Source organism: Mycobacterium sp. SMC-15 (assembly GCF_045310925.1).
Lineage (GTDB): Bacteria > Actinomycetota > Actinomycetes > Mycobacteriales > Mycobacteriaceae > Mycobacterium.
Genome location: NZ_JBJIAJ010000003.1, coordinates 105580 through 131553 on the forward strand (window position 1 = coordinate 105580; position 25974 = coordinate 131553).

The 25974-nt window shown below is 68.1% G+C and carries 29 protein-coding genes, 1 tRNA gene and 1 pseudogene; 24 read left to right on the top strand and 7 right to left on the bottom strand.

What is annotated here, in order from left to right; all coding sequences use genetic code 11:
• The first annotated feature begins 13 nt into the window (after window positions 1–13).
• Window positions 14–421 (top strand): PASTA domain-containing protein, encoded by a 408-nt coding sequence (locus ACJH71_RS05460; RefSeq protein WP_406757009.1) that lies wholly within the window; start codon window positions 14–16, stop codon window positions 419–421.
• A 102-nt stretch (window positions 422–523) separates the two neighbouring features.
• On the top strand, window positions 524–985 hold the full coding sequence (locus ACJH71_RS05465; RefSeq protein WP_406757010.1) for a hypothetical protein: 462 nt from the start codon (window positions 524–526) through the stop codon (window positions 983–985).
• Window positions 986–1345: 360 nt separating this feature from the next.
• On the opposite strand, the gene ACJH71_RS05470 is transcribed toward ACJH71_RS05465, so the two are convergent.
• Window positions 1346–1422, bottom strand: a tRNA-Leu gene (locus tag ACJH71_RS05470).
• An 80-nt stretch (window positions 1423–1502) separates the two neighbouring features.
• Here ACJH71_RS05470 and ACJH71_RS05475 point away from each other — a divergent pair.
• The 10 genes from ACJH71_RS05475 (at window position 1503) to ACJH71_RS05520 (ending at window position 11224) form a co-directional block, all read left to right on the top strand.
• A complete protein-coding gene (locus tag ACJH71_RS05475; RefSeq protein ID WP_406757011.1) occupies window positions 1503–2126 on the top strand; it encodes an ANTAR domain-containing response regulator in 624 nt (207 codons plus the stop codon).
• Between the two features lie 61 nt (window positions 2127–2187).
• Entirely contained in the window at window positions 2188–3546 is a 1359-nt protein-coding gene (gene pafA, locus ACJH71_RS05480; RefSeq protein ID WP_406757012.1) for a Pup--protein ligase, read from the top strand.
• Between the two features lie 10 nt (window positions 3547–3556).
• Window positions 3557–4048, top strand: coding sequence for a hypothetical protein (locus ACJH71_RS05485; RefSeq protein ID WP_406757013.1), 492 nt, complete (start codon window positions 3557–3559; stop codon window positions 4046–4048).
• A gap of 37 nt (window positions 4049–4085) precedes the next feature.
• Window positions 4086–5081, top strand: a complete 996-nt coding sequence (locus tag ACJH71_RS05490; RefSeq protein WP_406757014.1) for a helix-turn-helix transcriptional regulator — start codon at window positions 4086–4088, stop codon at window positions 5079–5081.
• A complete protein-coding gene (locus tag ACJH71_RS05495; protein ID WP_406757015.1) occupies window positions 5078–6028 on the top strand; it encodes a helix-turn-helix transcriptional regulator in 951 nt (316 codons plus the stop codon). Before ACJH71_RS05490 ends, ACJH71_RS05495 begins: the two co-directional genes overlap by 4 nt.
• Window positions 6025–6255 carry a DUF2510 domain-containing protein gene (locus tag ACJH71_RS05500; RefSeq protein ID WP_406757016.1) on the top strand — a complete coding sequence of 77 codons (231 nt, stop codon included), beginning with the start codon at window positions 6025–6027 and terminating at the stop codon, window positions 6253–6255. Before ACJH71_RS05495 ends, ACJH71_RS05500 begins: the two co-directional genes overlap by 4 nt.
• A 99-nt stretch (window positions 6256–6354) precedes the next feature.
• Window positions 6355–6585: a Sec-independent protein translocase subunit TatA gene (gene tatA / locus ACJH71_RS05505; protein WP_406757017.1), complete on the top strand. Its 231-nt coding sequence runs from the start codon at window positions 6355–6357 to the stop codon at window positions 6583–6585.
• A 39-nt stretch (window positions 6586–6624) separates the two neighbouring features.
• Entirely contained in the window at window positions 6625–7533 is a 909-nt protein-coding gene (gene tatC / locus ACJH71_RS05510) for a twin-arginine translocase subunit TatC (protein ID WP_406757018.1), read from the top strand.
• A gap of 135 nt (window positions 7534–7668) precedes the next feature.
• A complete protein-coding gene (locus ACJH71_RS05515; RefSeq protein WP_406757019.1) occupies window positions 7669–10434 on the top strand; it encodes a DEAD/DEAH box helicase in 2766 nt (921 codons plus the stop codon).
• A 73-nt stretch (window positions 10435–10507) separates the two neighbouring features.
• Window positions 10508–11224, top strand: a complete 717-nt coding sequence (locus ACJH71_RS05520; protein ID WP_406757020.1) for a DUF4333 domain-containing protein — start codon at window positions 10508–10510, stop codon at window positions 11222–11224.
• A gap of 11 nt (window positions 11225–11235) precedes the next feature.
• On the opposite strand, the gene ACJH71_RS05525 is transcribed toward ACJH71_RS05520, so the two are convergent.
• Complete coding sequence (locus ACJH71_RS05525; RefSeq protein ID WP_406757021.1) at window positions 11236–12189, bottom strand: 5'-3' exonuclease H3TH domain-containing protein; 954 nt, start codon at window positions 12187–12189, stop codon at window positions 11236–11238.
• Between the two features lie 32 nt (window positions 12190–12221).
• Here ACJH71_RS05525 and ACJH71_RS05530 point away from each other — a divergent pair, with 32 nt between their 5' ends.
• Window positions 12222–13355 carry a M24 family metallopeptidase gene (locus ACJH71_RS05530; protein ID WP_406757255.1) on the top strand — a complete coding sequence of 378 codons (1134 nt, stop codon included), beginning with the start codon at window positions 12222–12224 and terminating at the stop codon, window positions 13353–13355.
• On the opposite strand, the gene ACJH71_RS05535 is transcribed toward ACJH71_RS05530, so the two are convergent.
• Complete coding sequence (locus tag ACJH71_RS05535; protein WP_406757022.1) at window positions 13356–13769, bottom strand: F420-dependent biliverdin reductase; 414 nt, start codon at window positions 13767–13769, stop codon at window positions 13356–13358. It abuts the gene before it with no gap.
• A gap of 35 nt (window positions 13770–13804) precedes the next feature.
• On the opposite strand from ACJH71_RS05535, the gene ACJH71_RS05540 reads away from it, so the two are divergent.
• The 4 genes from ACJH71_RS05540 (at window position 13805) to ric (ending at window position 16268) form a co-directional block, all read left to right on the top strand.
• Window positions 13805–14554, top strand: a complete 750-nt coding sequence (locus tag ACJH71_RS05540; RefSeq protein ID WP_406757023.1) for an SDR family NAD(P)-dependent oxidoreductase — start codon at window positions 13805–13807, stop codon at window positions 14552–14554.
• Between the two features lie 143 nt (window positions 14555–14697).
• On the top strand, window positions 14698–15015 hold the full coding sequence (locus ACJH71_RS05545; RefSeq protein WP_406757024.1) for a hypothetical protein: 318 nt from the start codon (window positions 14698–14700) through the stop codon (window positions 15013–15015).
• A 75-nt stretch (window positions 15016–15090) separates the two neighbouring features.
• Window positions 15091–15489 carry a PPOX class F420-dependent oxidoreductase gene (locus ACJH71_RS05550; RefSeq protein WP_406757025.1) on the top strand — a complete coding sequence of 133 codons (399 nt, stop codon included), beginning with the start codon at window positions 15091–15093 and terminating at the stop codon, window positions 15487–15489.
• 80 nt (window positions 15490–15569) lie between these two features.
• A complete protein-coding gene (gene ric, locus ACJH71_RS05555; protein ID WP_406757026.1) occupies window positions 15570–16268 on the top strand; it encodes an iron-sulfur cluster repair di-iron protein in 699 nt (232 codons plus the stop codon).
• A gap of 4 nt (window positions 16269–16272) precedes the next feature.
• Here ric and ACJH71_RS05560 read toward each other — a convergent pair whose 3' ends face one another.
• Window positions 16273–16974, bottom strand: coding sequence for a dienelactone hydrolase family protein (locus ACJH71_RS05560; RefSeq protein WP_406757256.1), 702 nt, complete (start codon window positions 16972–16974; stop codon window positions 16273–16275).
• A gap of 76 nt (window positions 16975–17050) precedes the next feature.
• Here ACJH71_RS05560 and ACJH71_RS05565 point away from each other — a divergent pair, with 76 nt between their 5' ends.
• The 4 genes from ACJH71_RS05565 to ACJH71_RS05580 all read left to right on the top strand — a co-directional run bounded on the left by ACJH71_RS05565 (window position 17051) and on the right by ACJH71_RS05580 (window position 21742).
• On the top strand, window positions 17051–17551 hold the full coding sequence (locus ACJH71_RS05565) for an FxsA family protein (protein ID WP_406757027.1): 501 nt from the start codon (window positions 17051–17053) through the stop codon (window positions 17549–17551).
• Between the two features lie 115 nt (window positions 17552–17666).
• Window positions 17667–19199 carry an amidohydrolase gene (locus ACJH71_RS05570; protein ID WP_406757257.1) on the top strand — a complete coding sequence of 511 codons (1533 nt, stop codon included), beginning with the start codon at window positions 17667–17669 and terminating at the stop codon, window positions 19197–19199.
• Window positions 19192–20997 carry an apolipoprotein N-acyltransferase gene (gene lnt, locus ACJH71_RS05575; RefSeq protein ID WP_406757028.1) on the top strand — a complete coding sequence of 602 codons (1806 nt, stop codon included), beginning with the start codon at window positions 19192–19194 and terminating at the stop codon, window positions 20995–20997. The genes ACJH71_RS05570 and lnt overlap by 8 nt, the downstream gene beginning before the upstream one ends.
• Complete coding sequence (locus tag ACJH71_RS05580; RefSeq protein ID WP_406757029.1) at window positions 20990–21742, top strand: polyprenol monophosphomannose synthase; 753 nt, start codon at window positions 20990–20992, stop codon at window positions 21740–21742. Before lnt ends, ACJH71_RS05580 begins: the two co-directional genes overlap by 8 nt.
• 51 nt (window positions 21743–21793) lie before the next feature.
• On the opposite strand, the gene ACJH71_RS05585 is transcribed toward ACJH71_RS05580, so the two are convergent.
• Window positions 21794–22129: an RNA polymerase-binding protein RbpA gene (locus ACJH71_RS05585; protein WP_046284032.1), complete on the bottom strand. Its 336-nt coding sequence runs from the start codon at window positions 22127–22129 to the stop codon at window positions 21794–21796.
• 140 nt (window positions 22130–22269) lie between these two features.
• Here ACJH71_RS05585 and ACJH71_RS05590 point away from each other — a divergent pair, with 140 nt between their 5' ends.
• Complete coding sequence (locus tag ACJH71_RS05590; RefSeq protein WP_406757030.1) at window positions 22270–22608, top strand: hypothetical protein; 339 nt, start codon at window positions 22270–22272, stop codon at window positions 22606–22608.
• Between the two features lie 3 nt (window positions 22609–22611).
• Here ACJH71_RS05590 and ACJH71_RS05595 read toward each other — a convergent pair whose 3' ends face one another.
• A complete protein-coding gene (locus ACJH71_RS05595; RefSeq protein ID WP_406757031.1) occupies window positions 22612–23319 on the bottom strand; it encodes a hypothetical protein in 708 nt (235 codons plus the stop codon).
• Between the two features lie 153 nt (window positions 23320–23472).
• Here ACJH71_RS05595 and ACJH71_RS05600 point away from each other — a divergent pair, with 153 nt between their 5' ends.
• A complete protein-coding gene (locus ACJH71_RS05600; RefSeq protein ID WP_406757032.1) occupies window positions 23473–24981 on the top strand; it encodes a carboxylesterase/lipase family protein in 1509 nt (502 codons plus the stop codon).
• A gap of 3 nt (window positions 24982–24984) precedes the next feature.
• Here the strand turns inward: ACJH71_RS05600 and ACJH71_RS05605 are convergent, their stop codons facing one another.
• Entirely contained in the window at window positions 24985–25515 is a 531-nt protein-coding gene (locus ACJH71_RS05605; RefSeq protein WP_406757033.1) for an RDD family protein, read from the bottom strand.
• 92 nt (window positions 25516–25607) lie between these two features.
• Here ACJH71_RS05605 and ACJH71_RS05610 point away from each other — a divergent pair.
• Window positions 25608–25922, top strand: a pseudogene (locus ACJH71_RS05610) (DUF2784 domain-containing protein); the annotation flags it as partial.
• Between the last annotated feature and the right edge of the window lie 52 nt (window positions 25923–25974).

A 25974-nucleotide genomic window follows, 5' to 3' on the forward strand; every position in this document is an offset into this window, starting at 1 on the left:
GGCCTCCAGGTCCGTGAAAACAAAAGGCGGTGGCGCTGCGGCGGTTGTTGTCGCCGCGGCCCTCCTCGCGGGCTGCGGCAGCCAAGCAGAAAGCTCGACCCCGACCGCGACGATCACACAAAGCGTGACCATTACTCAGGCTCCCGTCACGTCCGATTGGGCGGAAACCACGCCAGCTACCAGCAGGCCCGCGCCCGTCGCAATAGAGGTCACGATTCCTGAGGTGCAAGGCCAGAATGCCCGGATTGCGCGTAGGACTCTCGAACAACTCGGCCTTACCGACGTGTCGCTCTCGTCAGCGAATCCCAAATACCAGAACGTGTTCAACGCGGCAAACTGGACAGTTGTAAGCATCGAGCCTCCACCCGGGAGCGTTGTCGACGCTAATGCGCCGGTAATCATGAAGGTATACAAGGACTGACCAATGCGGCCCAACCGCGTCATACCGCCGTTACGCCTCGGCGCCGATTGGGTTGTCGCTCGGAGGAGAAGTCACCTTGTCTCAACTGAGGGGAATTGGATCATGGCGCTGTTTAGCATGAAGACCGACGAGCAGCGCGCAGCAGACGCCGCAAAAAAGGCCGAGGCCGCGTATTGGGCGTCCCCACAAGGCAAGGCCGCACAAGCGTTTGCGCGAGGCGATGAGTTCTTCCAGATCGAGATACCCCACTCATCGGTCACCGGCTTCACCAATGCGGCGTTCAACTCCGCCACCCAGGGAACGATTCGCCGGAAACTGAGCCGAACTGACCTGCTGGGTCAGATCGAAGAGACTGGCTGGCACCTTCTGCACGCCGACTGGGTCTACATCCAGACCGGACAGAACAGCCGCGACAAATTCCTTGCGTCTGGTCAACACGTGGTTGTGACCGGCGAAGTGATCGGCATATACCTGTTCCGGCGCGACGAGAAACGAGTCGACCGCACCACCTCACCAATGACGCCGGAGCCGCGCATCAGCGACCGCGATGACCTCGGAAGATGACAACGTAGTGCTGCTGAAGTGTTTCAAATGCCAATACTCGCAGGACATTCCCGTTGCGCAGCACTCCTTTGTCTGCGAGCCATGCGGCGAGAGGCTCAAGCGGAAGGTCGTCCCGACCTAGAATTGCGCTCCGCGCTTGTGAGCCTTGCGGAACGGAGCCAATCCTGACGTGCCGATATTCATGTCTGTAGCCCGGCTAGCTCGCTTGCCCAGATTTGTAGGCAGGCGCCAACGGTCCTTGATTCCTGCACGAACCCTGCGTTTACGTGAGCCCAGCCTCCACAGCAAAGGCTCCTGCGGACTTTTGGCGCCGAGTGGGTTGGCCGAGTTGAGCTCAAAATCAATCTGACCTGCTACTGGTGGTGCCCTCGGTGAGATTCGAACTCACACTGCACGGGTTTTGAATCCGTTTCCTCTGCCAGTTGGGATACGAGGGCCCAGCGCTGACGCGCGGCTTCCTACCTTAGACGATGCCCCTCGGGGTTGCCCCAGCCGGCAGCCACGACAGAATAGGGGGATGACCGAGCCCACGTCCGACAGCAGCCCACGCCCAGCCCGACGGGTGCTGATCGCCGAGGATGAGGCGCTGATCCGCCTGGATCTCGCCGAGATGCTGCGCGAAGAGGGCTATGAAGTGGTGGGCGAGGCCGGCGACGGACAAGAAGCCGTCGAGCTGGCCGAGCTGCTGCGACCGGACCTGGTGATCCTGGATGTGAAGATGCCGCGCCGCGACGGCATCGACGCGGCCTCGGAGATTGCCGCCAAGCGGATCGCACCGATCGTCATCCTGACCGCGTTCAGCCAGCGCGATCTGGTGGAACGCGCCCGCGACGCCGGGGCGATGGCCTACCTGGTCAAGCCGTTCACCGCCGGTGACCTGGTCCCAGCGATCGAGCTGGCGCTCAGCCGGGCCGACGAGATCACCGCCCTGGAGCGCGAGGTCAGCAACCTGTCCGACCAGCTGGAAACCCGCAAGCTCGTCGAGCGGGCCAAGGGCGTGCTGCAGACCGCGCACGGCTTCACCGAGCCCGAGGCCTTCAAGTGGATTCAGCGCGCGGCGATGGATAAGCGGACCACCATGCGGCAGGTGGCCGAAGTGGTGCTGGAAAACGTCGAGGCCCCGGTCAACCCACCGGCCTGACCGCCGCGCCACCAGCGCAGCTGAGCCCCGTTGCGCTGGTTCAACCAGTACGCTCGATGACGTGCAGCGCAGAATCATGGGCATTGAGACTGAGTTCGGTGTCACCTGCACCTTCCACGGCCATCGGAGGCTGTCGCCCGACGAGGTGGCGCGCTATCTGTTTCGCCGGGTGGTGTCGTGGGGGCGTAGCTCGAATGTGTTCCTGCGCAACGGCGCTCGGTTGTATCTCGATGTCGGCAGCCATCCCGAGTACGCCACCGCCGAGTGCGACAACCTGATTCAGCTGGTCACCCACGACCGGGCCGGTGAACGCGTACTCGAAGACCTGCTGATCGACGCCGAGCAGCGGCTGGCCGATGAGGGCATCGGCGGCGACATCTACTTGTTCAAGAACAACACCGATTCGGCCGGCAACTCCTACGGCTGCCACGAGAACTACCTGATCGTGCGCGCCGGGGAATTCTCCCGGATCTCCGACGTGCTGCTGCCGTTCCTGGTCACCCGCCAGCTGATCTGCGGCGCCGGCAAGGTGCTGCAGACCCCCAAGGCCGCCACGTTCTGCCTGTCCCAGCGCGCCGAGCACATCTGGGAAGGCGTCTCGAGCGCCACCACCCGGTCCCGGCCGATCATCAACACCCGCGACGAACCGCACGCCGACGCCGAGAAGTACCGGCGCCTGCACGTCATCGTCGGCGACTCCAACATGTCCGAGACCTCGACCCTGCTCAAGGTGGGCAGCGCGGCGCTGGTGCTGGAGATGATCGAGGCCGGGGTGTCCTTCCGGGACTTCTCGCTGGACAATCCGATCCGGGCGATCCGCGAGGTCAGCCACGACGTCACCGGTCGGCGGCCGGTGCGCCTGGCCGGCGGCCGGCAGGCCGGTGCCCTGGACATCCAGCGCGAGTACTACGGGCGGGCCGTGGAGTACGTGCAGACCCGGGCCAGCAATCCGCAACTCGAGCAGGTCATCGATTTGTGGGGCCGCCAACTCGACGCCGTCGAAACCCAGGACTTCGCCAAGGTGGACACCGAGATCGACTGGGTGATCAAGCGAAAGCTGTTCCAGCGCTACCAGGATCGCTACAACATGGAGCTGTCCGATCCCAAGATTGCCCAGTTGGACCTGGCCTATCACGACATCAAGCGCGGGCGCGGGGTGTTCGATCTGCTGCAACGTAAAGGCTTGGCCACCCGCATCACCACCGACGAGGACGTCGACGAAGCCGTCGACACCCCGCCGCAGACCACCCGCGCCAAACTGCGCGGCGAATTCATCAGTGCCGCACAGGCAGCCGGCCGTGACTTCACCGTCGACTGGGTGCACCTCAAGCTCAACGACCAGGCCCAGCGCACCGTGCTGTGCAAGGACCCCTTCCGGTCGGTCGACGAGCGGGTCAAGCGCCTGATCGCCAGCATGTAGCGCACCGGCGATGACTCGGCTCAGTGGCTTGGCCGCGCTTATCGGACTAGGCATCGCGCTGGCCGGGGCACCGGCCGCGCACGCAGACACCGTCGTCATCTGCCAGTTCAGCGTGGCCAAGCCGTTCGTCTACTCGGTCAACGGGGCCGACTACATGGGCAGCCGCGTCGACGTCAGCGATTGCCGGACCGATCTTCCCGGCACGCCATTGACCCTGCAGATGCACCTGACCGCCTCTGGCGCGCCGCTGGAGCTGGCCGGCCCGTCGCACACCCTCACCTACACCGAGACTCGTGCGGTGCACACCGAGGACAGCTTCTCAGTCGCGTTTCCCAACGACGACCGGCTGATGCCGCTGTACCCGGGCGTCTACGGCGCGAAGATGTCGGCGCGCACCGATCTTTCGGGCCAGCCACGCGCCGAAGACCCGGAATTCTCGGACTACCAGTGCAGCACCTGGGACTTCCCGGGGATGACATGCGCGCCGGCGACCCACATCTGAACAAACCCGCAACCTGCGAGCCTTATCCTGTCTTGTCATGGCGACCGCGAAAGTCGAGCGACTACTCAATCTCGTCATCGCGTTGCTGGCCACCCGCAGCTACCTCACCTCCGAGAAGATCCGGACCACCGTTGTCGGCTACGGCGACAGCCCCAGTGACGACGCGTTCTCGCGGATGTTCGAGCGCGACAAGAACGAGCTCCGTGACCTGGGCATTCCGCTGGAGACCGGCAAAGTATCGGGGTTCGACACGGTGGAGGGCTACCGGATCAATCCCGACACCTACGCCCTGCCGGCCATCGACCTGACCCGCGAAGAGGCCGCCGCGGTCGCGGTGGCGGTCCAGCTGTGGCAGTCCCCGGAATTGCGCGCCAACGCCGAGGGCGCGGTCGCCAAACTGCATGCCGCCGGTGTCGAGGTAGACCCGAATCAGGCCGATGTCCTGGTGGCGCCGCCGACGGCGCTGCCGGGCATGCACCGCGCCGAACCGGCGCTGGGTGCCTTGATGGATGCCGTGCAGGCGGGGCAGGCCGTGCAATTCGAGCACCGCCCCTCGCCGGTCGAGCCGTATGTCACCCGCACCATCGAGCCATGGGGAGTGGTCACGCACGCCGGACGCTGGTATGTGGTGGGCCACGATCGCGACCGCAACGCGGTACGCACCTTCCGGATATCGAGGATCGCGCCGCAGGTTCGTCCGATCGGCCCGACCGACGCCGTCACCCGCCCCGACACCGCCGATCTGCGCGCGATCGTCGCCGACGCCGTCGGCGATGCGCCCAGCGGAGTGCAGGCCCGCATCTGGGTCGCCGACGGCCGCGCGGTGGCGCTGCGCCGGGCCGGCACGGTACTGAGCCGAGAGACCCTGGCCGGCCGTGACGGCGACATCATCGGCGTCGACATGGGAACTCATGACCGGCTGGCCCGCGAGATCGCCGGCTACGGGGCCGATGCCGTCGTCGTAGACCCGCCGTCGCTGCGCGACGACGTGGTGGCGCGGCTGAGTGCTCGTGTGGGGGAGGTGCCGGTGTGACGCAGCTGTCGAAACGCCTGGTCCGGCTGCTGAACATGGTGCCGTATCTGAAGGCCCGGCCCGGGATCAGCAAGGAACAGGCCGCCGCCGAGCTCGGCGTGAGCCTGAGCCAGTTGCAGAACGATCTGGAACAGCTGGTGATGTGCGGCCTGCCGGGCTACGGGCCCGGCGAGCTGATCGACGTGACGTTCTACGAAGACCGCCTGGACGTGTTCGAGTCCGCCGGAGTGGATCGGCCGCTGCGCCTGACGTCGCGGGAGGCCACGGCCATGCTGATGGCGTTGCGCACCCTGGTCGATATGCCCGGCATCGTCGACCCGCGGGCCGCCCGCAGCGCGATCGCCAAGGTCGAGGAGGCCGCCGGAGCCGCGGCACCGGCGGCGCCCGCCTCCGCCACGCACGACGAGTCGGCCGCCGACGTGGTCCGCGACGGCGTCCAGCGACACCGCGCGCTGGCCATCGACTACTACGCCGCTTCGCGGGACAGCGTGTCGCAGCGGATCGTCGATCCGATCCGGGTGGTGTTGATCGGCGCGCACAGCTACCTGGAGGCGTGGAGCCGCGAGTCCGAGGGGGTGCGACTGTTCCGGTTCGACCGCATCGACGGCGCCCAGCTGCTCGACGAGCCGTCGGCGCCGCCGGAGCCGGCACGCCAGGCCGAAACCGACACCTCGCTGTTCGACGCCGACCCGTCGCTGCCGGTCGCCATCGTGCGGGTGGCGCCCTCGGCGGCGTGGATGTTCGAGTACTACCCGATGCAGGCCCTCGGCGAGCTGGCCGACGGCTGGCGTGAAGCCCAGTTGACGTACGCCTCGGAGGAGTGGCTGATCCGACTGCTGCTGGGCATGGGCGACGAGGTGCAGGTCATGGCGCCCGAATCGGTGGTGGCCGGGGTACGCCAGGCCTCGATAGCCGCGCTGGCGATGTATGAGCAGGTACGCCCTTGACGCTGTACAGCGTCGGAGCCCTGGTCGCCGACATCGCCTTCCTGGCCCTGATGGCAGGAGTGGTGGTGGGTATCGTTTTCCTGCTCAAGGCCAAGGCGAAGTCCGCTGGTCAATCACCGATCGCGCCGAACTGGTATCCCGACCCGGCTGACCCGGAGCGGCTGCGCTATTTCGATGGGCACAGCTGGACGGGGGCCACCCGGCCACGGGATGAACCGCCGGGTTGATGCGGCGGTTCCAGCTTCGCCTCTCCTTCGTCGAGCCTCGCTGAACCGCCGGGCTAAGGAGCTGCGGTAGCATCGTGGCGACGTCTGGAGGTAACCAAAGTGAACGCTTTAGGACCGTCGCACCTGGCGATCCTCGCCGTCGCCGTGATCATTCTCTTCGGCGCCAAGCGACTGCCCGATGCAGCACGCTCGCTCGGTAAGTCGCTGCGCATCTTCAAGTCCGAGGTCCGCGAGCTGCAGAGCGAGAGCAAGCCGGATTCGACTGCCACCTCGACCACCGTCCAGTCCGAGCGGGTCGATCCGCCGGCGGCCGGCGGCCAGTCGGCGTAACCCGGTCCCGCCGTCGCGGCGACCGCGCCCCATTCGACTGTGCGCACGTTCGGAGTTCTGCGGCGGCTGGATCCCCGTCAGCGGCGCAGCCGCACCAATCCCGACGGGACGATGTCTCTTGTCGATCACCTGCGGGAGTTACGTACCCGGCTGCTGATCTCGATGGCGGCGATCGTGCTGACCACGATCGTCGGCTTCGTCTGGTACACCCAGCCGCTCTTTGGGCTGGAAAGCCTTGGCGAGTGGCTGCGGCACCCCTACTGCGAGCTGCCGGCCTCGGCGCGTGCGTCGATCGCGCCCGACGGGCAGTGCCGGCTGCTGGCCACTGCGCCGTTCGACCAGTTCATGCTGCGGCTCAAGGTGGGGTTGGCCGCCGGAATCGTGCTGGCCTGCCCGGTCTGGTTCTACCAACTGTGGGCGTTCATCACTCCCGGGCTCTACCGCAAGGAACGGCGATTCGCGGTGGTGTTCGTCGTCTCGGCGGCCGTGCTGTTCGTCACCGGCGCCATCCTGGCCTATTTGGTGTTGGCCAAGGCGCTCGGATTTCTGCTGACAGTCGGCAGCGACGTCCAGGTGACCGCCTTGTCCGGCGATCGCTATTTCGGGTTCCTGTTGAACCTGCTGGTGGTGTTCGGGATCAGCTTCGAGTTCCCGCTGCTGATCGTGATGCTCAACATGGTTGGCGTGATCAGTTACGCCCGGCTCAAGGAATGGCGGCGTGGGCTGATCTTCGCGATGTTCGTGTTCGCCGCGTTCTTCACCCCGGGCTCGGACCCGTTCTCGATGATCGTGCTGGGTAGCACGCTGACGCTGTTGCAGGAGTTCGCCATCCAGATCGCCCGGCTGCATGACAGGCGCAAGGCCAAGCGGGAGGCGGCCACCGCGCTCGGCGACGACGAAGCCTCGCCCATCGAAGCGCCCACACCGGTTACCGCGCCGCATGATTAGTCCCGTCTTCCCGCGTGGTTGGGGCGCCCCCCGTTTTCCCGCGAGGGAGCGTGTTTGTACGGCGACACACCGGTGTGGCTGTACAACTGTGCACGCTCACCGGACCTCGGCACGCAACCCCGACGGCTCGCCGGCATGACTGAGCTAAGCCGGTTCACCGCGGAACTGCCCTTCGGGCTGGACGGCTTTCAGCGTCGGGCCTGCGAGGCCCTGCAGGACGGCCGGGGAGTGCTGGTGTGTGCTCCCACCGGCGCCGGCAAGACCGTCGTCGGCGAGTTCGCGGTCCACCTGGCGCTGGCCGGCGGCGGAAAATGCTTCTACACCACGCCGATCAAGGCGCTGAGCAACCAGAAGCACACCGATCTGGTGGCCCGCTACGGCAAGGACCGGGTGGGACTGTTGACCGGCGACCTGTCCATCAATTCGAATGCGCCGGTGGTGGTGATGACCACCGAGGTGCTGCGCAACATGTTGTACGCAAATTCTCCTGCATTGCACGGCCTTTCCCACGTCGTCATGGACGAGGTGCACTTCCTGGCGGACCGGATGCGCGGCGCGGTGTGGGAGGAGGTCATCCTGCACCTGCCCGAGGAGGTGCGGCTGGTCAGCCTGTCGGCGACGGTCAGCAACGCCGAGGAATTCGGCGGCTGGATTCAGACGGTGCGCGGCGACACCTCCGTCGTGGTCGACGAACATCGCCCGGTGCCGTTGTGGCAGCACATGATGGTCGGCAAACGGCTCTTCGATCTGTTCGAATCCCGACCAGATTCCGACGCCCGCGCCGCCGGGGGCCGGCCGCGCGTCGCCCCCGAGTTGCTGCGCCACATCGCCCATCGCCGAGAAGCAGACCGGCTTACTGACTGGGGCAGCACCCGGCGACCACGGCACGGTGGCTCCGGCCGGACAGACCGGCCGACGTACCGACCGCCGATGCGTCCGGACGTGATCGCGGTCCTGAACTCCGCGGGTCTGCTGCCGGTGATCACCTTCGTGTTCTCCCGGGCCGGCTGCGACGCCGCGGTCAAGCAGTGTCTGCGCTCCCCGCTGCGGCTGACCACCGAATCCGAACGGGCCCGCATCGCCGAGGTGATCGACCATCGCTGCGGCGACCTGGCCGACGACGATCTGGACGTGCTGGGTTACTACGAATGGCGCGAGGGGCTGCTGCGTGGCCTGGCCGGCCATCACGCCGGCATGCTGCCGGTGTTTCGCCACACCGTCGAAGAGCTGTTCGCCGCGGGTTTGGTCAAGGCCGTGTTCGCCACTGAAACCCTGGCGCTGGGCATCAACATGCCGGCCCGCACGGTGGTGCTCGAACGGCTGGTGAAGTTCAACGGTGAGCAGCACGCCGCGCTGACACCGGGGGAGTACACCCAGCTGACCGGCCGGGCCGGCCGGCGCGGCATCGACGTCGAGGGCCACGCAGTGGTGCTGTGGCACCCCGGAGAGAGCACCGCCGACCCCGACCAGGTAGCCGGGCTGGCATCCACCCGTACGTTCCCGTTGCGCAGTTCCTTCGCGCCCTCGTACAACATGACGATCAACCTGGTTCAGCACATGGGGCCCGAGCAGGCCCACCAGCTGCTGGAGCAGTCATTCGCCCAGTTCCAGGCCGACCGGTCCGTCGTCGGCCTGGTGCGCAGCGCCGAGCGCGGTGAGCGCACCCTCGATGAGATCGCTGCCGACTTCGGCGGACGCGACTCGGCGGTGCTCGACTACGCCAGGCTGCGGGCGAAGATCTCCGAACGCGAACGCGCCCAGGCCCGAGCCTCGCGCCTGCAGCGGCGGCGGGCGGCCAGTGATGCGTTGGCTGCGCTGCGCCGAGGCGACATCATCAACCTCAGCCACGGCCGCCGTGGAGGATTGGCGGTGGTGCTGCAGGCCGACCGGGACTCCGATGAACCGCGGCCGCTGGTGCTCACCGAGCATCGCTGGGCCGGCCGCATCTCCTCGGCCGACTACTCGGGCGCTGTTCCGCCGATCGGCACCATGAGCTTGCCCAAGCGGGTGGAGCACCGCCAGCCGCGGGTGCGCCGCGACCTGGCCTCGGCACTGCGATCGGCCGCCGCGGGCCTCGATGTACCCAGCTCACGCAAGCGCCGCGGCGACGCAGAAGACGGACCGGTGGATCCGGAGCTGGCGGCACTGCGCCAGCACATGCGCGACCACCCCGTTCACGATGCGCCGGATCGCGAAGCCCAGGTGCGGGTCGCCGAGCGCTACCTGCGGGTGGAGAACGACAACGCACTGTTGCGCAGAAAGGTCGAGGCCGCCACCAATTCGCTGGCGCGTACCTTCGACCGGATCGTCGGGCTGCTGTCTGAACGCGGCTTCATCGCAGACGCCGCGGGCGAGGGCGATCCCAAGGTCACCGACGACGGCCGGATGTTGGCCCGGATCTACAGCGAGAGCGACCTTTTGGTTGCCGAGTGCCTGCGTACTGGGGCGTGGCAGAACCTCAAGCCTCCGGAACTGGCTGCGGTGGTCTCCGCGGTGCTCTACGAGACGCGCGGTGCTGACGGCCCCGGCGGACCGCCGACCCTGCAGGCGCCCACTGAGGCGGTGCGCCGGGCACTGCAACAGACCCGCAAACTCTCGGCGGCATTGCGGGCCGACGAGCGCCGGCATGGCATCAACCCGACCCGGGAACCCGACGATGGGTTCGTCGCCGCGGTCTACCGATGGGCCCGCAGCGGCGACCTGGCTTCGGCACTGGCCGCATCGGACGCCGCCGGCGGGGGCACGCCGCTGTCGGCGGGTGATTTCGTGCGCTGGTGCCGACAGGTACTCGACCTGCTGGATCAGCTGCGCAACGCGGCGCCCAGTCCGGAGTTGCGGGCCACAGCAAAACAGGCGATCGACACGGTTTTGCGCGGGGTCGTTGCCGTAGACGCCGGGTAGGCTGGTCCGGGCGCTACGGTGGAGAGCCGGCGGTGATCAGCACCCGCTACGTGAGAGGACTTGAGGAACAACGATGAGCGGACCGCAGGGATACGACCCGACGCAGCCGTGGCAGCCTCAGCAGCCCGGACAGCCCGAGGACCAGGGCACCGGACAGGGTCCCGCAACCGGCGCTGAGCAGCAGTGGCAGCCTCCGGCCTACACGCCGCAGCAGTACCCTCAGTACCCCCAGCAGGGCGCGTATCCGTCGGCGCCGCAGCAGTATCCCGGCTACCCGCAGCCCGAGCAGTACGGCCAGCCGGGCCAATACGGTCAGCCCGGCCAGTACGGTCAGCCGTCGCCGTATGGTCAGCCCGGCCAGTATGGCCAGCCGGGGCAGTACGGTCAGCCGGGACAGTACGGCCAGTACCCGCAGCAGCCGGGCCAGTACCCGGCGCCGGGCACCGCGACCAAGCGTCCTTCCGGAATGGTCAGTACGGTGCTCGCCGGGTGCGTGGGCATTGCGGTCCTGGTGCTGCTGGTGCTGGGATTCTGGAAGCCTGGCTTCTTCGTGACCACCAAGCTCGACATCGACAAGGCCCAGGAAGGCGTGCAGCAGATCCTGGCCGACCAGACCAATGGCTACGGCGCCAAGAACGTCAAGGACGTCCGCTGCAACAACGGACAGAGCCCGGTGGTCAAGCAGGGCGACACCTTCAACTGCGAGGTCAGCATCGACGGGACCAAGCGTCAGGTGACCGTCACCTTCCAGGACAACTCGGGCACCTACGAGGTCGGCCGGCCCAAGTAGGCCGGGCTGGCCTAATCCGGCAGGGCGTCGAGCGCCCGCTGGAGCCGCGTGATCGAAGAGCCGACGCCCAGGCGCTGCGCCAGTTCGGCGACCCGCGCCGGGTCGGCGGCCACCCGCGGCAGGGTGTCCGACGGTGTCGACAGGGTGACCGGTGCGTCGGTGGCCACGCGTACCACCGGACCGGCAGCCTTGATGTAGTCCTGCCCGGCCTGCAGTTTGGCCCGAACTCCCTTAGCCATAGGCGATCCCGGGTCAGCGGCCGCGGCCAGCGCCGCCGCCAGCGAGCCATACTGGGTCAACAGGCCGGCCGCCGTCTTCTCGCCGATGCCGGCAACCCCGGGCAACCCATCGGAGGGGTCGCCGCGCAGCAACGCCATTTCTGCGTAGGCAGCGCCGGCCCGCTCCGGCGGCAGGCTGTAGCGTTCGGCCACTTCGTCCGGGCCGAACAGCGTCGCTTTGGCCAGGCCCTGGCCCAGGTAAAGCACCGACACCGGGACCGGCTGGTCTGTGACCACCTGAAGCAGGTCGCGGTCGCCGCTGACGACGATCACCGGGTCCTGACGCTCGGCGGCGGCCAAGGTGCCCAGCACGTCGTCGGCCTCGAAGTCGGGCGCCCCGCCCGTGGCGATCCCGAACGCGTCGAGCAACTCGGCGATCATCTCGACCTGCGGACTCAGCTCGTCGGGCACCTCTTCGACATCGGAGTCGTCGGGTACTTCTTCGGCCACCCGGTGGGCCTTGTAGGACGGGATCAGCGCCACGCGCCACTGCGGCCGCCAGTCCAGATCCAGGCAGACCACCAGTCGTCCGGGGCTCTGACGGGTGATCAGGGTGGCCACCGAGTCGAAGAACCCGCGCACCGCGTTCACCGGCCGGCCGTCGGGTGCGGTGATCGAGGACGGCACCCCGAAGTACGAGCGAAACCACATACTGGCACCGTCGAGCAGCAACACGGGAGCAGTCATGGGTGCCAGCCTATTTCCCGCCCGATAGCCTGATGTGCGTGACTTCCCGGTTCGAAAGCAGTGTCTACTCTCACCGATTGAGCGCCGCGGCCGCAGCCGCCGCGAATGCCGGCCTGGCCGGCCTGGTGATCACGCCCGGCTACGACCTGCGCTACCTGATCGGGTCGCGGGCCCAGACTTTCGAGCGCCTCACCGCGCTGGTGCTGCCGGTCACGGGTGCGCCCACCATGGTGGTCCCGCGGCTGGAGCTGGCGGCGCTGCGCGAATCCGCGGTGGCCGACCTGGGGGTGGCGGTGCGCGACTGGGTCGACGGCGAGGACCCCTATCGCATGGTGGGCGAGGCCCTGGGCGGTGCAGCTTCGTCGGCGGTCGCTGTCACCGACTCGATGCCCGCTCTGCACCTCTTACCGCTGGTCGATGTGCTCGGAACAACGCCCGTGTTGGCGACCGGAGTGCTTCGTGATCTGCGAATGATCAAGGACCCCAGCGAGATCGATGCCCTCCGCAAGGCCGGCGCCGCGATAGACCGGGTGCACGCCCGGGTGCCGGAGTTCTTGATCCCGGGCCGCACCGAAGCCGACGTCGCCGCCGATATCGCCGAAGCGATCGTGGCCGAAGGACATTCGGAGGTGGCCTTCATCATCGTGGGTTCGGGGCCACACGGCGCCGACCCGCACCACGAGTGCTCCGAGCGAGTGCTGCAAGCCGGAGACATCGTGGTCGTCGACATCGGCGGCCCGGTCGAGCCCGGATACAATTCCGACTCGACCAGAACCTACAGCCTGGGGGAGCCCAATCCCGAGGTAGCACAACATTATTCGGTGCTGCAGAAGGCGCAGCGCGCCGCGGTTGCCAGTGTTCGCCCGGGCGTGACGGCGCAACAGGTCGATGCGGCGGCGCGCGATGTGCTGGCCGAGGCCGGCCTGGCCGAATACTTTGTGCACCGCACCGGGCACGGCATCGGCCTGTCGGTGCACGAGGAGCCCTATATCGTTGCCGGCAATGACGAGGCGCTCCGCGCGGGGATGGCGTTCTCGGTCGAGCCCGGTATCTACTTCCCCGGCAAGTGGGGCGCCCGGATCGAAGACATCGTGATCGTCACCGCCGACGGCGCGGAGTCACTGAACGACCAGCCGCACGACCTGGTGGTGGTACCGGTCGGCTGACTACCGGTTGCCGCGGTCGAGCAGATCGGCAGAGCCCAGCACGCGTTCCACCTGCACTTCGATCACCACACGCTGCGGATTCACCCGCGGTGTGCGGTAGCGCTGGGCGTAACGCAGCTCGGCGTCACGAACCGCTGCGGGGGTGTCGTTGACGGTGGCGCTGCCTTCCAGCGAGAGCCAGCGCGCCCCGTCGACTTGGCTCAGCACGGCGACCCCGGCTCGTTCGGCGTTGACCGCCTTCTGCGAACCGCCGGTGGTGATCACGCGGGCGATATGGGTCTTCGGGTCGAAGGTGAAACCCACGGCGACCACGTGCGGCGAATTATCGGCCCGCAGCGTGGTCAGCATCGCCAGGTGGCGTTCGGTGAGAAACGCCAACGCGTCACTGGTCAGTCGAGTCGTCGCGTTCGCCATCACCGCCCACGCTAGCGCAGGCGATAATCTCAGCCGTGAACGACACGGTTGACGGGCCGGTAGTGATTTTCGGCGGACGCAGTGAGATCGGCCTCGAACTGGCGCGGCAGCTCGCGCCGGGGGCGACGGTGGTACTGGCGGCACGCTCCGCCGATCGGCTCGACGCCGAGGTCGCCGCGGTGCGCGCCGCGGGCGCTGTCGCGGTGCACGCGAAAGAGTTCGATGCCGACGACTTGGCCGGCCACGGCCCTCTGGTGGCGGCACTGATCGCCGAGCATGGCCCGATAGGTATCGCCGTGTTGGCGTTCGGCGTCCTGGGCGATCAGACCCGCGCGGAGTCGGATGCGGCGCACGCGGTGGCCATCGTGCACACCGACTACGTCGCCCAGATCAGTTTGCTCACTCACCTGGCGGCGGCCATGCGCACCGCCGGCCGGGGCCACATGGTGGTGTTCTCCTCGGTGGCTGGAGTGCGGGTGCGACGGGCCAACTACGTCTACGGTTCGGCCAAGGCCGGTCTCGAGGGTTTCGCCAGCGGACTTGCCGACGCGCTGCACGGCACGGGTGTGGGTCTGCTGATCGTGCGGCCCGGTTTCGTCGTTGGCCGGATGACCACCGGCATGGACCCCGCGCCGCTGGCGAGCACCCCGCAGCAGGTGGCGCTGGCGGCGTCCCGGGCCCTGCGCAAGGGCAGCCGCACGGTGTGGGTGCCGTGGGCCCTGCGCCCGTTGTTCGCCACGCTGAGACTGTTGCCGCAAGCCGTCTGGCGCCGGATGCCGCGTTAACAAGCCAGAGCCCGGCGCAAAGCCACTACGGGGCTTACGTAGGATGTCACGCAACAGGAGATTCCCAGGTTGTGGGAATATCCGAAGAATTTCTGTACAGTTTTCTAACGCCTTCCCGCCCGACAGGACTAGAGTCTAAAACCATGGACGATCGTAAAAAGGATCCGTCGGTCGTGCTGCCCTACCTGGTCGGTAGGCCACTTCCGGCGACCGAGGTATACGAGGCCTTCGGCTACCGAAAGTCGGCCTATTACAAGGCTGCACATGAGGGACGCTTGATCACCGCCGACAACCTGATCCGGGTGGCCACCCACTTCGGCTTGAACGCGGTTGATCTGCTGGTCCGCTACGGCCTGATCACCGTCGATGCCGTGGCCGCCTTCGTCGATGCCGAGCAGCCGAAATCCGAGCTGCCCAAGCTCGCCGACTTGCATCCCATCGCGAGCCGCCCACCGCTGTAGCCGTTCGGCTGTTCGGCGGGCGCACGTTGTGCAGGTACGCAGGCTCCGGGGCTCGGGGCGGGTAGGTTCGCGGTCATGGCCCCCACTTTCGCCCAGATCGCCAAGTCCGACTATTTGCTGCTGACCACGTTCACCAAAGATGGCCGGCCCAAGCCGACACCGGTGTGGGCCGCGGCCGACGGTGACCGACTGCTGGTGATCACCCAGGAGTCGTCCTGGAAGGTCAAGCGAATTCGCAATACCCCGCGGGTGACGCTGGCGGTCTGCGATGTGCGGGGACGCCCCAAAGGCGAGGCGATCGAGGCCGTCGCCACGGTGTTGGACAAGTCGCACAACGGCGCCGTCTACGCGGCGATCGGCAAGCGCTACAAGCTCATTGGCCCGGTGTTCAACTTCTTCAGCAAGCTGCGCGGCGGCATGCGCACCAATGTCGGGCTGGCGTTGACCCCGGCCGACGACGCTGCCGGGGTGTGATCGACTGGGTCACATATAATGGACTTTGCTCATTGAAATGAGCATTGTTGGATCGGAACCTCGACCTCTTAGGAGCCACCATGGCCACCGTCACTTCCGATCAGATCCTGGGTGACATCGTCACCGCCGACCCGTCGTCCACTCGCATCCTGAGCCGGTTCGGGATCGATTTCTGCTGCCACGGTCAACGCACCCTGGGCGCGGCGTGCGCCGCCGACGGCGTCGACGCCGACGAACTGCTGGCCGCGCTCAACGCCACCGCACCCGGCCGGCCGGCCGACTGGGCCGAGTACGACGACACCTCGCTGATCGCCCACATTGTCAGCACCCACCACCGATTCCTGTGGGACGAGTTCCCGCGGTTGGCGGAGTTGGTGGACAAGGTGGCGCGGGTGCACGGTCCCAACCACGCCGAGCTGCTGCGGGTCCGCGACGTGTTCCATCAGCTCCGCGGCGGCATGGAGCCACACCTGCGCACCGAAGAGACGCTGTTGTTCCCCGAGATCAGCCTGCACGCGGGGCGCCCGGACCGCCCGCTGCCCGACGAGGTGCGCACCGAACTGGCCGAGAACCAGCAGGAGCACGACAACGCCGGTCATCTGCTGGCCGAACTGCGTGAGCTCACCGACGGTTACACCGTCCCGGCGGACGCCTGCGCCAGCTACACCGCGATGCTGGCCGGCCTGGCGGACCTGGAGTCCGACATCCATCTGCACGTGCACAAGGAGAACAACGTGCTGTTCCCGCGGGTGCTCGCGGCGGCCGGCGGTCCGGGCTGACCTTTCACGATTCGGCGCGCAAATGCTCGCCGAAGAAGCCGAAGACGCGTTGCCAGGCATCGTCGGTCGCCGCCTCGTTGTAGCCGAAGCCGGCGATGCGGATCAGCGGCTGTGCCGGCAGCTCGTTGGCGAAGCTGTGGCCCGCTCCGGGGTAGACCTTGATGTCGTGTGCGATGGCCTTGTCCTCGACCACCCGGCGTAGCCGGTCGGCGGCACCGCGGCCCATCGGGTCGCGGCCCCCGAAACTGGCCACGATCGGGCAGGCGCCGTCGAGGGTCTGCTCGAGGTGGCGGGGCAGCGGCACACCGTAGAACGGCGCGGAGGCCCCGAATCCCTTGGGCGCCAGGATCAACGCAAATTGGCCGCCCATGCAGAAGCCGGCGATACCGACCGCACCCGAGCACTCCGGCATGCCCAGCAGGTGGTCACGAGCGGCCAGGATGTCATCGAGAGCGCGACCGCGCTGGGTGAGCAGCTCGCGGAACACCCTGGTGATACAGCGCGCCCGGCCGCCCCGGGAGTACAGGTTCGGTGACAGGGCCAGATAGCCCGCTCCCGCGACACGTTCGGAGATGGCCTGCATGTCCCTGCCGTAGCCGATCGCGTCGTGAATCACCACCACTCCGGGCCACGGCCCTGGTCCAGCCGGAACATCGAGAAGCGCATCGATGGGGCCGGCGGGTGCCTCGAGGTGGATCGTCGTCATCGCCTCAGTATTGCCGTTTCGGCACATCACCGCGACGGGCTGGAACCACATCACCGGCCCGAGCGTTGGAGATGGCATGGTGAGCGGTGTGCTGCGGATCTTCGGTCTCTACGCCCTGGTCGAGGTGGCGGCGGTTGCCGCGTTGATCTGGACGATCGGATTCGGCTGGACGACGTTGTTGCTGCTGGGCACCTTCCTGGCCGGACTGGTGCTGGCGAGCGGACAGATCAGGCGCCAGATCCGCCGCCTGCGCAAGCCCGCAGACCCGGGTGTTCTGGCCGACAGCGGGCTGGTCACGGCCGGCACCGTGCTGGTACTCGTTCCGGGACCGGTGACCTCGATGGTGGGTCTGCTGCTGTTGGCGCCCCCGACCCGGGCCGCCGCCCGCCCGCTGCTGGCGGCGGTGGCGGCCACCGCGCTGGGCAGGCATGCCCCGCTGGTGGCTGCGGCGTCGGTCGGCCGGCAGTGGTACACCACCCGACGCGCGCCCGGGAGCGCAGCCGAGTACATCGACGCCGAGTTCATGGATGTCACCGACGTCGGTGACGCAGGGCAGCGCGCTCTTCCGGTCGGCTGACCCGCAGTCTGCGCCAACCCGTACTTTCTACGACGTGACCGTTGTGACCGGCAGGCCTGCCTCCTTACTGTTCGGCGGGCGAATCCACAGCCCGAGTCATCCCGACGCCACCGCGATGGCGGTCCGGGACGGCGTGGTGGCCTGGCTGGGCAGCGACGACGTCGGCCGTGAGCAGTTCCCGCAGGCCGAGGTGGTCGAACTCGACGGCGCGCTGGTGACACCGGCATTCGTGGACAGCCATGTCCACCTCACCGAGACCGGGCTGTGCCGCATCGGGCTGGACCTTCGGCCGGCGACCTCGGCGCAGCACTGCCTGCAACTGATCGCCGACTACGCCGCAGCCCATCCCGGCGAGCCGATCCGCGGACACGGCTGGGATGAATCCGGCTGGCCCGACGGCCGTGCCCCCGACACCGCGGCCATCGACGCTGTGGTGGGGGATCGACCCGCATACCTCTCTCGCGCCGACGTCCACTCCGCGCTGGTCTCGACCGCGTTGCGCAAGCTGGTGCCGGAATTACCGGCCGGAATCGACGCTGCCGCCCCGCTGTCCGGCGACGCCCACCACCGGGTCCGTGCCGTGGCCGGCGGCCTGCTCACCGCCGCGCAGCGCGCCGAGGCCCGGGTGGCTGCGCTGGATGCCGCCGCCGCTGCCGGGATCGTCGCGGTCCACGAATGCGCCGGCCCCGACATCGGGGGCCTCGACGACTGGCGCGAGCTACGAGCCCTCAGCGAAGGCGGTCACGGCGTCGAGATCGTCGGCTACTGGGGCGAAGCGGTCACCAGCGCCGCCCAGGCCCGCGAGTTGATCGCCGACACCGGCGCGCGCGGGCTCGGCGGCGATCTGTTCGTCGATGGGGCGTTGGGTTCGCACACCGCCTGGCTTCACGAGCCCTACGCCGACGCAGCCGGCTGTACCGGGGTGTGCCACTTGGACGTCGACGCGGTCACCGCCCACCTATGGGCCTGCACCGAGGCGGAGGTGACCGCCGGATTCCACGTGATCGGCGACGCCGCGGTCGCTGCGGTGGTTGCGGCACTGGAACAGGTGGTGGAGAGGTTCGGGGTGCCCGCGGTGGCCCGCTGCGGGCACCGGCTGGAGCACGTGGAGATGGTCAGCGCCGAACAGGCCGCCAAGCTGGGCTCGTGGGGCGTGATCGCCAGCATGCAGCCGGCTTTCGATGCGCTGTGGGGCGGCGAAAACGGCATGTACGCCCAGCGCCTGGGCGCCGAGCGAGCCGCCGGGCTGAACCCGTTCGCGCTGTTAGCATCCCAAGGCGTGCCTCTCGCGTTCGGTTCCGACAGTCCGGTGACCGCACTGGATCCGTGGGCTGCCGTGCGCGCAGCCGCACACCACCGCACCCCGGGCAGTGCGATATCGATGCGCGCGGCTTTCGCCGCATCGACGCGCGGTGGCTGGCGAGCCGCGGGTATCAACGACGGCCTCACCGGGACTCTGGTGGCCGGTGCCCCCGCGTCCTACGCGGTCTGGGAGACCAGCACGCTGGCCGTCGAGGCGCCGCGCGACACCGTTCAGCGGTGGTCGACCGATCCGCGGGCACGGGTGCCCGCGCTGCCGGTGCTCGAGCCGGGCGCCGGCCCCCGCTGCCGTCGCACGGTGCACCGTGGGGAGGTCCTGCATGGCTGAGACCACGGACGAACCGGCTGCCGAGACCCCCGCGGACCTGGCCGGCGACCTTCCCACCGAACCGGCCGGTGACGTTCCCACCGACCCGGAGGGTGACGTTCCCACCCACCCGTCCCGCACCGGGCCGAATCGGCTGGAACGGTTGGGCATCGCCGCGGCCGATCGCTGGGCGCAGCTGGCCGCATCGGTGGCTGCGGGCATGTTGTTGCGTTCTAGCTTCCCCCCGCTGAACTGGTGGTGGGCCGCGATTGTGGCGTTCGCGCTGCTGGGCTGGGTGCTCGTTCGCCGAGAGACCACCGTCGCCGGGGGTTTCGGATACGGCCTGCTGTGCGGCCTGGCGTTCTATCTCCCGCTGCTGCCGTGGGTGGGCGGGCTGGTGGGCCCGCTGCCCTGGCTGATGCTGGCGTTGATGTGTGCGCTGTTTCCCGCCCTGTTCGGGTCGGCGGCGGTCGCAGTGCGCTCCTTGGCCGGCTGGCCGATCTGGTTCGCGCTGCTGTGGGCAGCCCAGGAATGGGCCAAATCGGTGTTCCCGTTCGGTGGGTTCCCTTGGGGGGCGGTGGGGTACGGCCAGACCGCTGGACCGTTGCTGCCGTTGGTCGCACTCGGGGGTGTTCCGCTGTTGTCGACCGGAGTCGCACTGATCGGTTTCGCCGGCACCGCTCTGACGATCGAGATCGTGCGGTGGCTGCGGAAACCACCTGCCTCCGACTCAACCGACGGCCCGCCGGCGGTGCTGGTGCCCGGACTCTGTATCTGCCTGGTGATGTTGACCGCGGTCATGGTGTGGCCGGGGGTGCGCCGTTCCGGCGTGGGCGCCGGCAACGAACCGTCGATCACGGTGGCCGCGGTCCAGGGCAATGTGCCGCGTCTCGGGCTCGACTTCAACGCCCAGCGCCGGGAGGTACTGGACTATCACGTCCGCGAAACCCTGCGGTTGGCAGAGGACGTCGCGGCCGGACGCGTCCCGCAACCACTGTTCGTGGTCTGGCCGGAGAACGCCTCGGACATCGACCCGTTGACCAACATCGATGCCGCCCAGCAGATCACCGTCGCCGCACAAGCAGTCGACGCCCCGATCCTGGTGGGCACGGTGCGCGCCGCGCCCGGCTGGAGCCGGGACAATCCGGTCGCCTCGAATTCGGTGCTGGTGTGGGATCCGCGCACCGGGCCGGGGGAGAGCCACGACAAGCGGATCGTGCAACCGTTCGGTGAGTATCTGCCGTGGCGCGACTTCTTCCGCCACCTGTCCGGTTATGCCGACCGGGCCGGGTATTTCGTTCCCGGGCACGGCAACGGGGTGGTTCATGTCGCCGGCGTCCCGGTCGGGGTGACCACCTGCTGGGAAGTGATCTTCGACCGCGCCCCGCGCCAGTCGGTGCTCGCCGGCGCCCAGATGCTGGCGGTGCCGACCAACAACGCCACCTTCGATCAGACGATGAGCGACCAGCAGCTGGCGTTCGCCAAGGTGCGCGCCGTCGAGCACGACCGCTACGTCGTCGTCGCCGGGACCACCGGGATCAGTGCGGTGATCGCCCCCGACGGCCGTGAACTGGCCCGTACCGCCTTCTTCGAGCCCGCCTACCTCGACAGTCACGTACGGCTCAAGACCGCGCTGACACCGGCGACCCGGTGGGCGCCCATCCTGCAGTGGGTGCTGCTGGGAGCGGCCGTTGCGTCCCTGCTGGCCGCCATACGGCAAAATGGAAACTTCATGCGCGGTCCGATTACGCGACGTCATTTCAAGCGGGGCCGCACCGGCGCCGATGCGGAGAATGGGAGGAGCGGCGCCGATGAGTGAGCGTCCCAGCCTGCACACTCTGGTGGTCATCCCCACCTACAACGAGTTGGAAAACCTGCCGATCATCCTGGACCGGTTACAGCAGGCCCGTGCGGGAGTCCACGTCCTCGTCGTCGACGACGGCAGCCCGGACGGTACCGGAAAGCTGGCTGACGAGCGGGCCGCTGCCGATCCCGCGCACATTCACGTGATGCACCGGACCTCCAAGGCCGGACTGGGCGCGGCCTACCTGGCCGGTTTTGCGTGGGGCCTGGAGCGCAACTACGAGGTGATCGTGGAGATGGATGCCGACGGCAGCCACGCGCCCGAACAGCTCTACCGGTTGCTGGATGCCATCGACGCGGGTGCCGATCTGGCGATCGGATCGCGCTACGTCGATGGCGGGACGGTGCGAAATTGGCCGGTGCGCCGGCTGGTGCTGTCCAAGACCGCCAACACCTATGCGCGCCTGCTTCTGGGCGTCGGAATCCACGACATCACCGCCGGCTACCGCGCCTACCGGCGCGGAGTGCTGGAGAAGATCGGCCTGGACGCGGTCGACTCGAAGGGATACTGCTTCCAGGTCGACCTCACTTGGCGGGCGGTCAACAGCGGATTCACCATCACCGAGGTGCCGATCACGTTCACCGAACGTGAGCTGGGCGTGTCGAAGATGAGCGGCTCCAACATCCGCGAAGCGATGGTCAAGGTCGCGCGGTGGGGGATCGGCGGCCGGGTGAACCGGCTCCGGGGCGCCCGCAGCTAAAACACCGCGGCGCCTCCAGTGAGACGCCGCGGTGAAGACAAGCCCGCGGGTTTAGCCGCGCCGCTTCGTCTTGATCAGCTCCAGGCGCTCCTTGAGCAGCTCCTCGAGCTCTTCGACCGAACGGCGCTCCAGCAGCATGTCCCAGTGGGTGCGCGGCGGCTTGACCTTCTTCGGCTCGGGCAGGTCGCCCTCGAGCAGGGTGCCTTCCAGGCCGTTACGGCACATCCAGGTGCCGGGGATCTCCGCGTCGTCGGCGAAGGGCACCTCGAACTCTTCACCGTTGTCGGTGCGGTAGCGCGCCATCCGGCGCGGCGCCAGGTCGTGGTTGCGGTCGGTCTCGTAGCTCACGGCTCCCAGCCGACTGCCCCGCAGAACACGATCAGCCATGACCCACTCTCCTTATGCCTATTGGTGAAAAATGCCTCGCGAGTGTCAACGCGAGCGAACCCTCTGAAGTTCCCGGCGCATATGGCGCGACCTCTCATGATACCGGGAACGTCGCGGTCCTCGGACTAAGGTGTTCAGACGTGCCTCGCAGTCCCCGCCCTCAACCGTGCCGATGGTGCGGTCGTGACGTCGGCGATGCCGGGATCGGTCGGCGGCGGCAATACTGCCGGCAGTCCTGCCGCCAGCGCGCCTACGAGCAGCGCGCCCTGATCAGCAGCGGGAAGACAACCGCGCTGACGCCGGACTCCGTGGTGCTCTCCGCCGACGAAGCGACCGCCCTGTCCGACCGGGTCTATCAGGTGCGATGTGCGGCCGAGGACATCGCGACCGCCCTGTCCGAAGAAGCTCCCCACGATGAGCTGCGGAAGCTGTGCGACACGCTGCTGCAGGCCGTCGATTCGGCCGACCGCTGGCGCTGATCGTCAGCTGGCGCAGCTGAACTGTTCGCCGGCGTCGGCGGGCGGCGGCACCGGGTGCAGGCAGCCGAAAGTCCCGATGCCCGCCGGGCTGAATAGCACCGCCGACCGGTGGGCGTAGTTCACGCAGATCAGCCCCACTTGATCCGCCCGACAGCGGTAGTCGCCGAACGACAAGGCAGACCCGTCCGTCAGCTGCGCCCCGTCGCCGTGCACAAACCGACCCGGATCGCCGTGGGCGGAGCCCACCCGCAGCGTGTTGCCGCCGAAGTCGACCCAGCCGCCCTTCCATTCGCCATAGATGTCGGCGGGCTGCGCGGGCGGGTTCGCCAGATCCACCACGCAGGCCAGGGCGCTGTCGGGGGAACTGGAATCGCTGATGCAAGTGGTGGCGCGGCGGGGCGCAGCCGCCACCGTGAAAGCGACATCATCGATGAGGTCGGTGACTTCGCCGTCACGGGTGGCCTTGTGGTACTCGGCGACGTCGACGGGTTGGCCGGCTTCTATCCAGGCAATGACATCGGCGATCGCTGCGCCCTCAGCAGGGGGAGCGGGCGGCCCCGACGGCTTCGCCGCCGTTGACGTCACCGACGCCGACGGCGGGGCCGTGCTGGCGGGAGACGACCCAGTCGAAGTCGGCTCCGGCGCTTCGACCTTGGCCCCCGAACATCCGGCGATCAACAGCAATACGGCGATCAGCCCGGTGAGACGCATGCCGTTAGGCTAACCGGCCCTGTCTAAGCGGCGGTCCAGCCTCACCTCTCCTTCGTCGAGGTTCGCTAACCACCGGGCCTAAGCGGCGGTCCAGCCTCACCTCTCCTTCGTCGAGGTTCGCTAACCACCGGGTCATTCGCTACCGTTCGCCTCATGCATAACCACCCTGTGCAGGCCCGCATCGCCACCGGCGTTGTGGAGGGTTTCGTCCGCGACGGGGTGCGCAGATGGCGATCCATTCCCTTTGCCCGACCACCGATCGGGCCGCTGCGGTTTCGGGCGCCCCAGCCGGCCGAATCGTGGTCGGGTGTGCGCCATTGCCACGGATTCACCAATTGCGCGCCGCAGGAACGGCTCTACACCGTCCTGGGCCCCGGTCGGTTCCAGCCGACCAGCGAAGACTGCCTGACGCTCAACGTGGTGGCCCCGGAGGACGCCGACGCCGGCCCGCTGCCGGTCATGGTGTTCATCCACGGTGGCGGCTACATCATGGGCAGCTCGGCCACCCCCATCTATGACGGCGCGGCGCTGGCCAGGCGCGGCTGTGTGTACGTGTCGGTCAATTACCGGCTCGGTGCGCTGGGGTGTCTGGACCTGTCGTCGCTGTCGACGTCCGACGTCACCCTGGACAGCAACCTGTACCTGCGCGACCTGGTGCTCGCCCTGCGCTGGGTCCAGGAGAACGTCGCGACGTTCGGTGGCGACCCCGACAACGTCACCATCTTCGGGGAAAGCGCGGGCGCGCACGCGGTGGCCACCCTGTTGGCGGTGCCCGCCGCGCAAGGTCTGTTCACCCGGGCGATCGCCGAAAGCCCGGCCGCCGGGCTGGTGCGCAACACCGACATCGCCGCCGCCTTCGCCGAGCGATTCGCCGCGCTGCTCGGGGTGCGGCCATCCGACGGCGCCCAGACGCTGCTGCGCGTGACGCCGTCGGAGCTGCTGGCCGCCCAGGACCGATTGATCGCCGACGGCAACCGGGACATGCTGGGCGCGTTCCCCATCGGCCCGGTCTGCGGCGACGACGTGCTGCCGGTGGACCCGGTTGAGGCGATGCGGCAGGGCTCAGCCCACCGTGTTCCGCTCATCGTGGGCAGCAACGCCGATGAGGGGCGCCTGTTCACCCGGTTCTTGAGGATGCTGCCGGTCGACGAGCCGATGGTGGAGGCGGTACTGGCCGGCACCGAGGCGGGTGTGCGTGATCGCATCATCGCCGCCTATCCGGACTACCCGAAGCGGGCGGCCTGCGTCCGGCTCGGCGGCGATTTCGCCTTCAACGCTGCGGTGTGGCAGATCGCCGAAGCCCACGGCACCCATGCACCCACCTACGTCTACCGCTACGACTACGCGCCGCGGATGCTGCGCTGGTCGGGCATGGGTGCCACCCACGCGACCGAATTGTTCGCCGTGTTCGATGTGTACCGCAGTGGCGGGTTTGGCCGGCTGTTGACCGCCGGCGCGGACCGCCGGACGGCGTTGCAGGTCAGCAAGCAGGTGCAGCGCCGCTGGGGCGCGTTCAGCCGGGCGGGGGTCCCGGGCGAGGACTGGCCGGCCTACACCGCCGACGATCGCGCCGTCATGGTGTTCGACCGCAAGACCCGTCTGGAGTATGACCCGGCCCCCGAGCGCCGGAAGGCCTGGCAGGGCTTCTCACTAGCCCACTGACGGTCAGGCGCGGGTCACCCGGGTACCGCCGGCCAGCTCGTCATGCTTGCCCTGCTTGGTCGGGCTGCCGCTGATCGTCACGGCGATCACGACGTAGGCCACGAAGGCCAGCAGCGCACCCAGATAGGGGACCACGGCCAGCAAGGTGAACGAGTTGCGGATGGCCGACTGCGAAGCCGTCGGCTTCGACACCCCGTCGGGCCCGTGCACCGCCAGCCCGAGTAGGCGCTTGCCCGGGGTGGCCCCCTGAGTCACCTCGAACAGCACGAAGTAGCCGAACGTCAGCGCCCCGGAGAACAGGCCGGTCACCAGGAACGGGTAATCGTCGGAGAACAGGAAAACCGACAGGAAGAACGCCACGATGCCGACCAGCACACCGTCGAGCACGCGGGCCCAAAAGCGCCTGCCCAGCCCGCCCGGTTGCTGTCCCCATCCGGGCTGCGGACCCCAGCCCTGCGGCGGCGGGTAGCCCCCGGGCTGACCGTATCCGGGTCCATATCCGGGACCGTTCGGGCCGAAATCGCCGGTTGTCATCAGATTTGCTCCTGACCACGTTGGATGTTCGCCAATGTACCGTGACCAACAGGGGCGGAAGCGGCTTCTGCGGAGGGCGAAACGGCGCGCTGATGTACCAGATCTCGGTGGCGCTCATCGTCGCGTCGCACCTTGCGTTCGTCGGCTACGTCGTGGTCGGCGGCTTTCTCGCCGTGCGGTGGCCACGCACCCGGTGGCTGCATGTAGCGGCAGTATTCTGGGCGGTGCTGATAGTCGTAGCGCATCTGGACTGCCCGCTGACCTGGCTGGAGCGCCGGGCTCGCGCCGCCGCCGGAATGGCCGCGCTGCCGGCGGACGGATTCATCGCCCACTATCTGACCGGTGTGCTTTACCCGCCGGCGTGGACCACCGCAGTCGAGGTCGCGGTGCTGGTAACGGTCCTCGCGTCCTGGGCGCTGTGTGGCCGAGAAGCGCTGCGGCGCCGACGATACTGTGGAC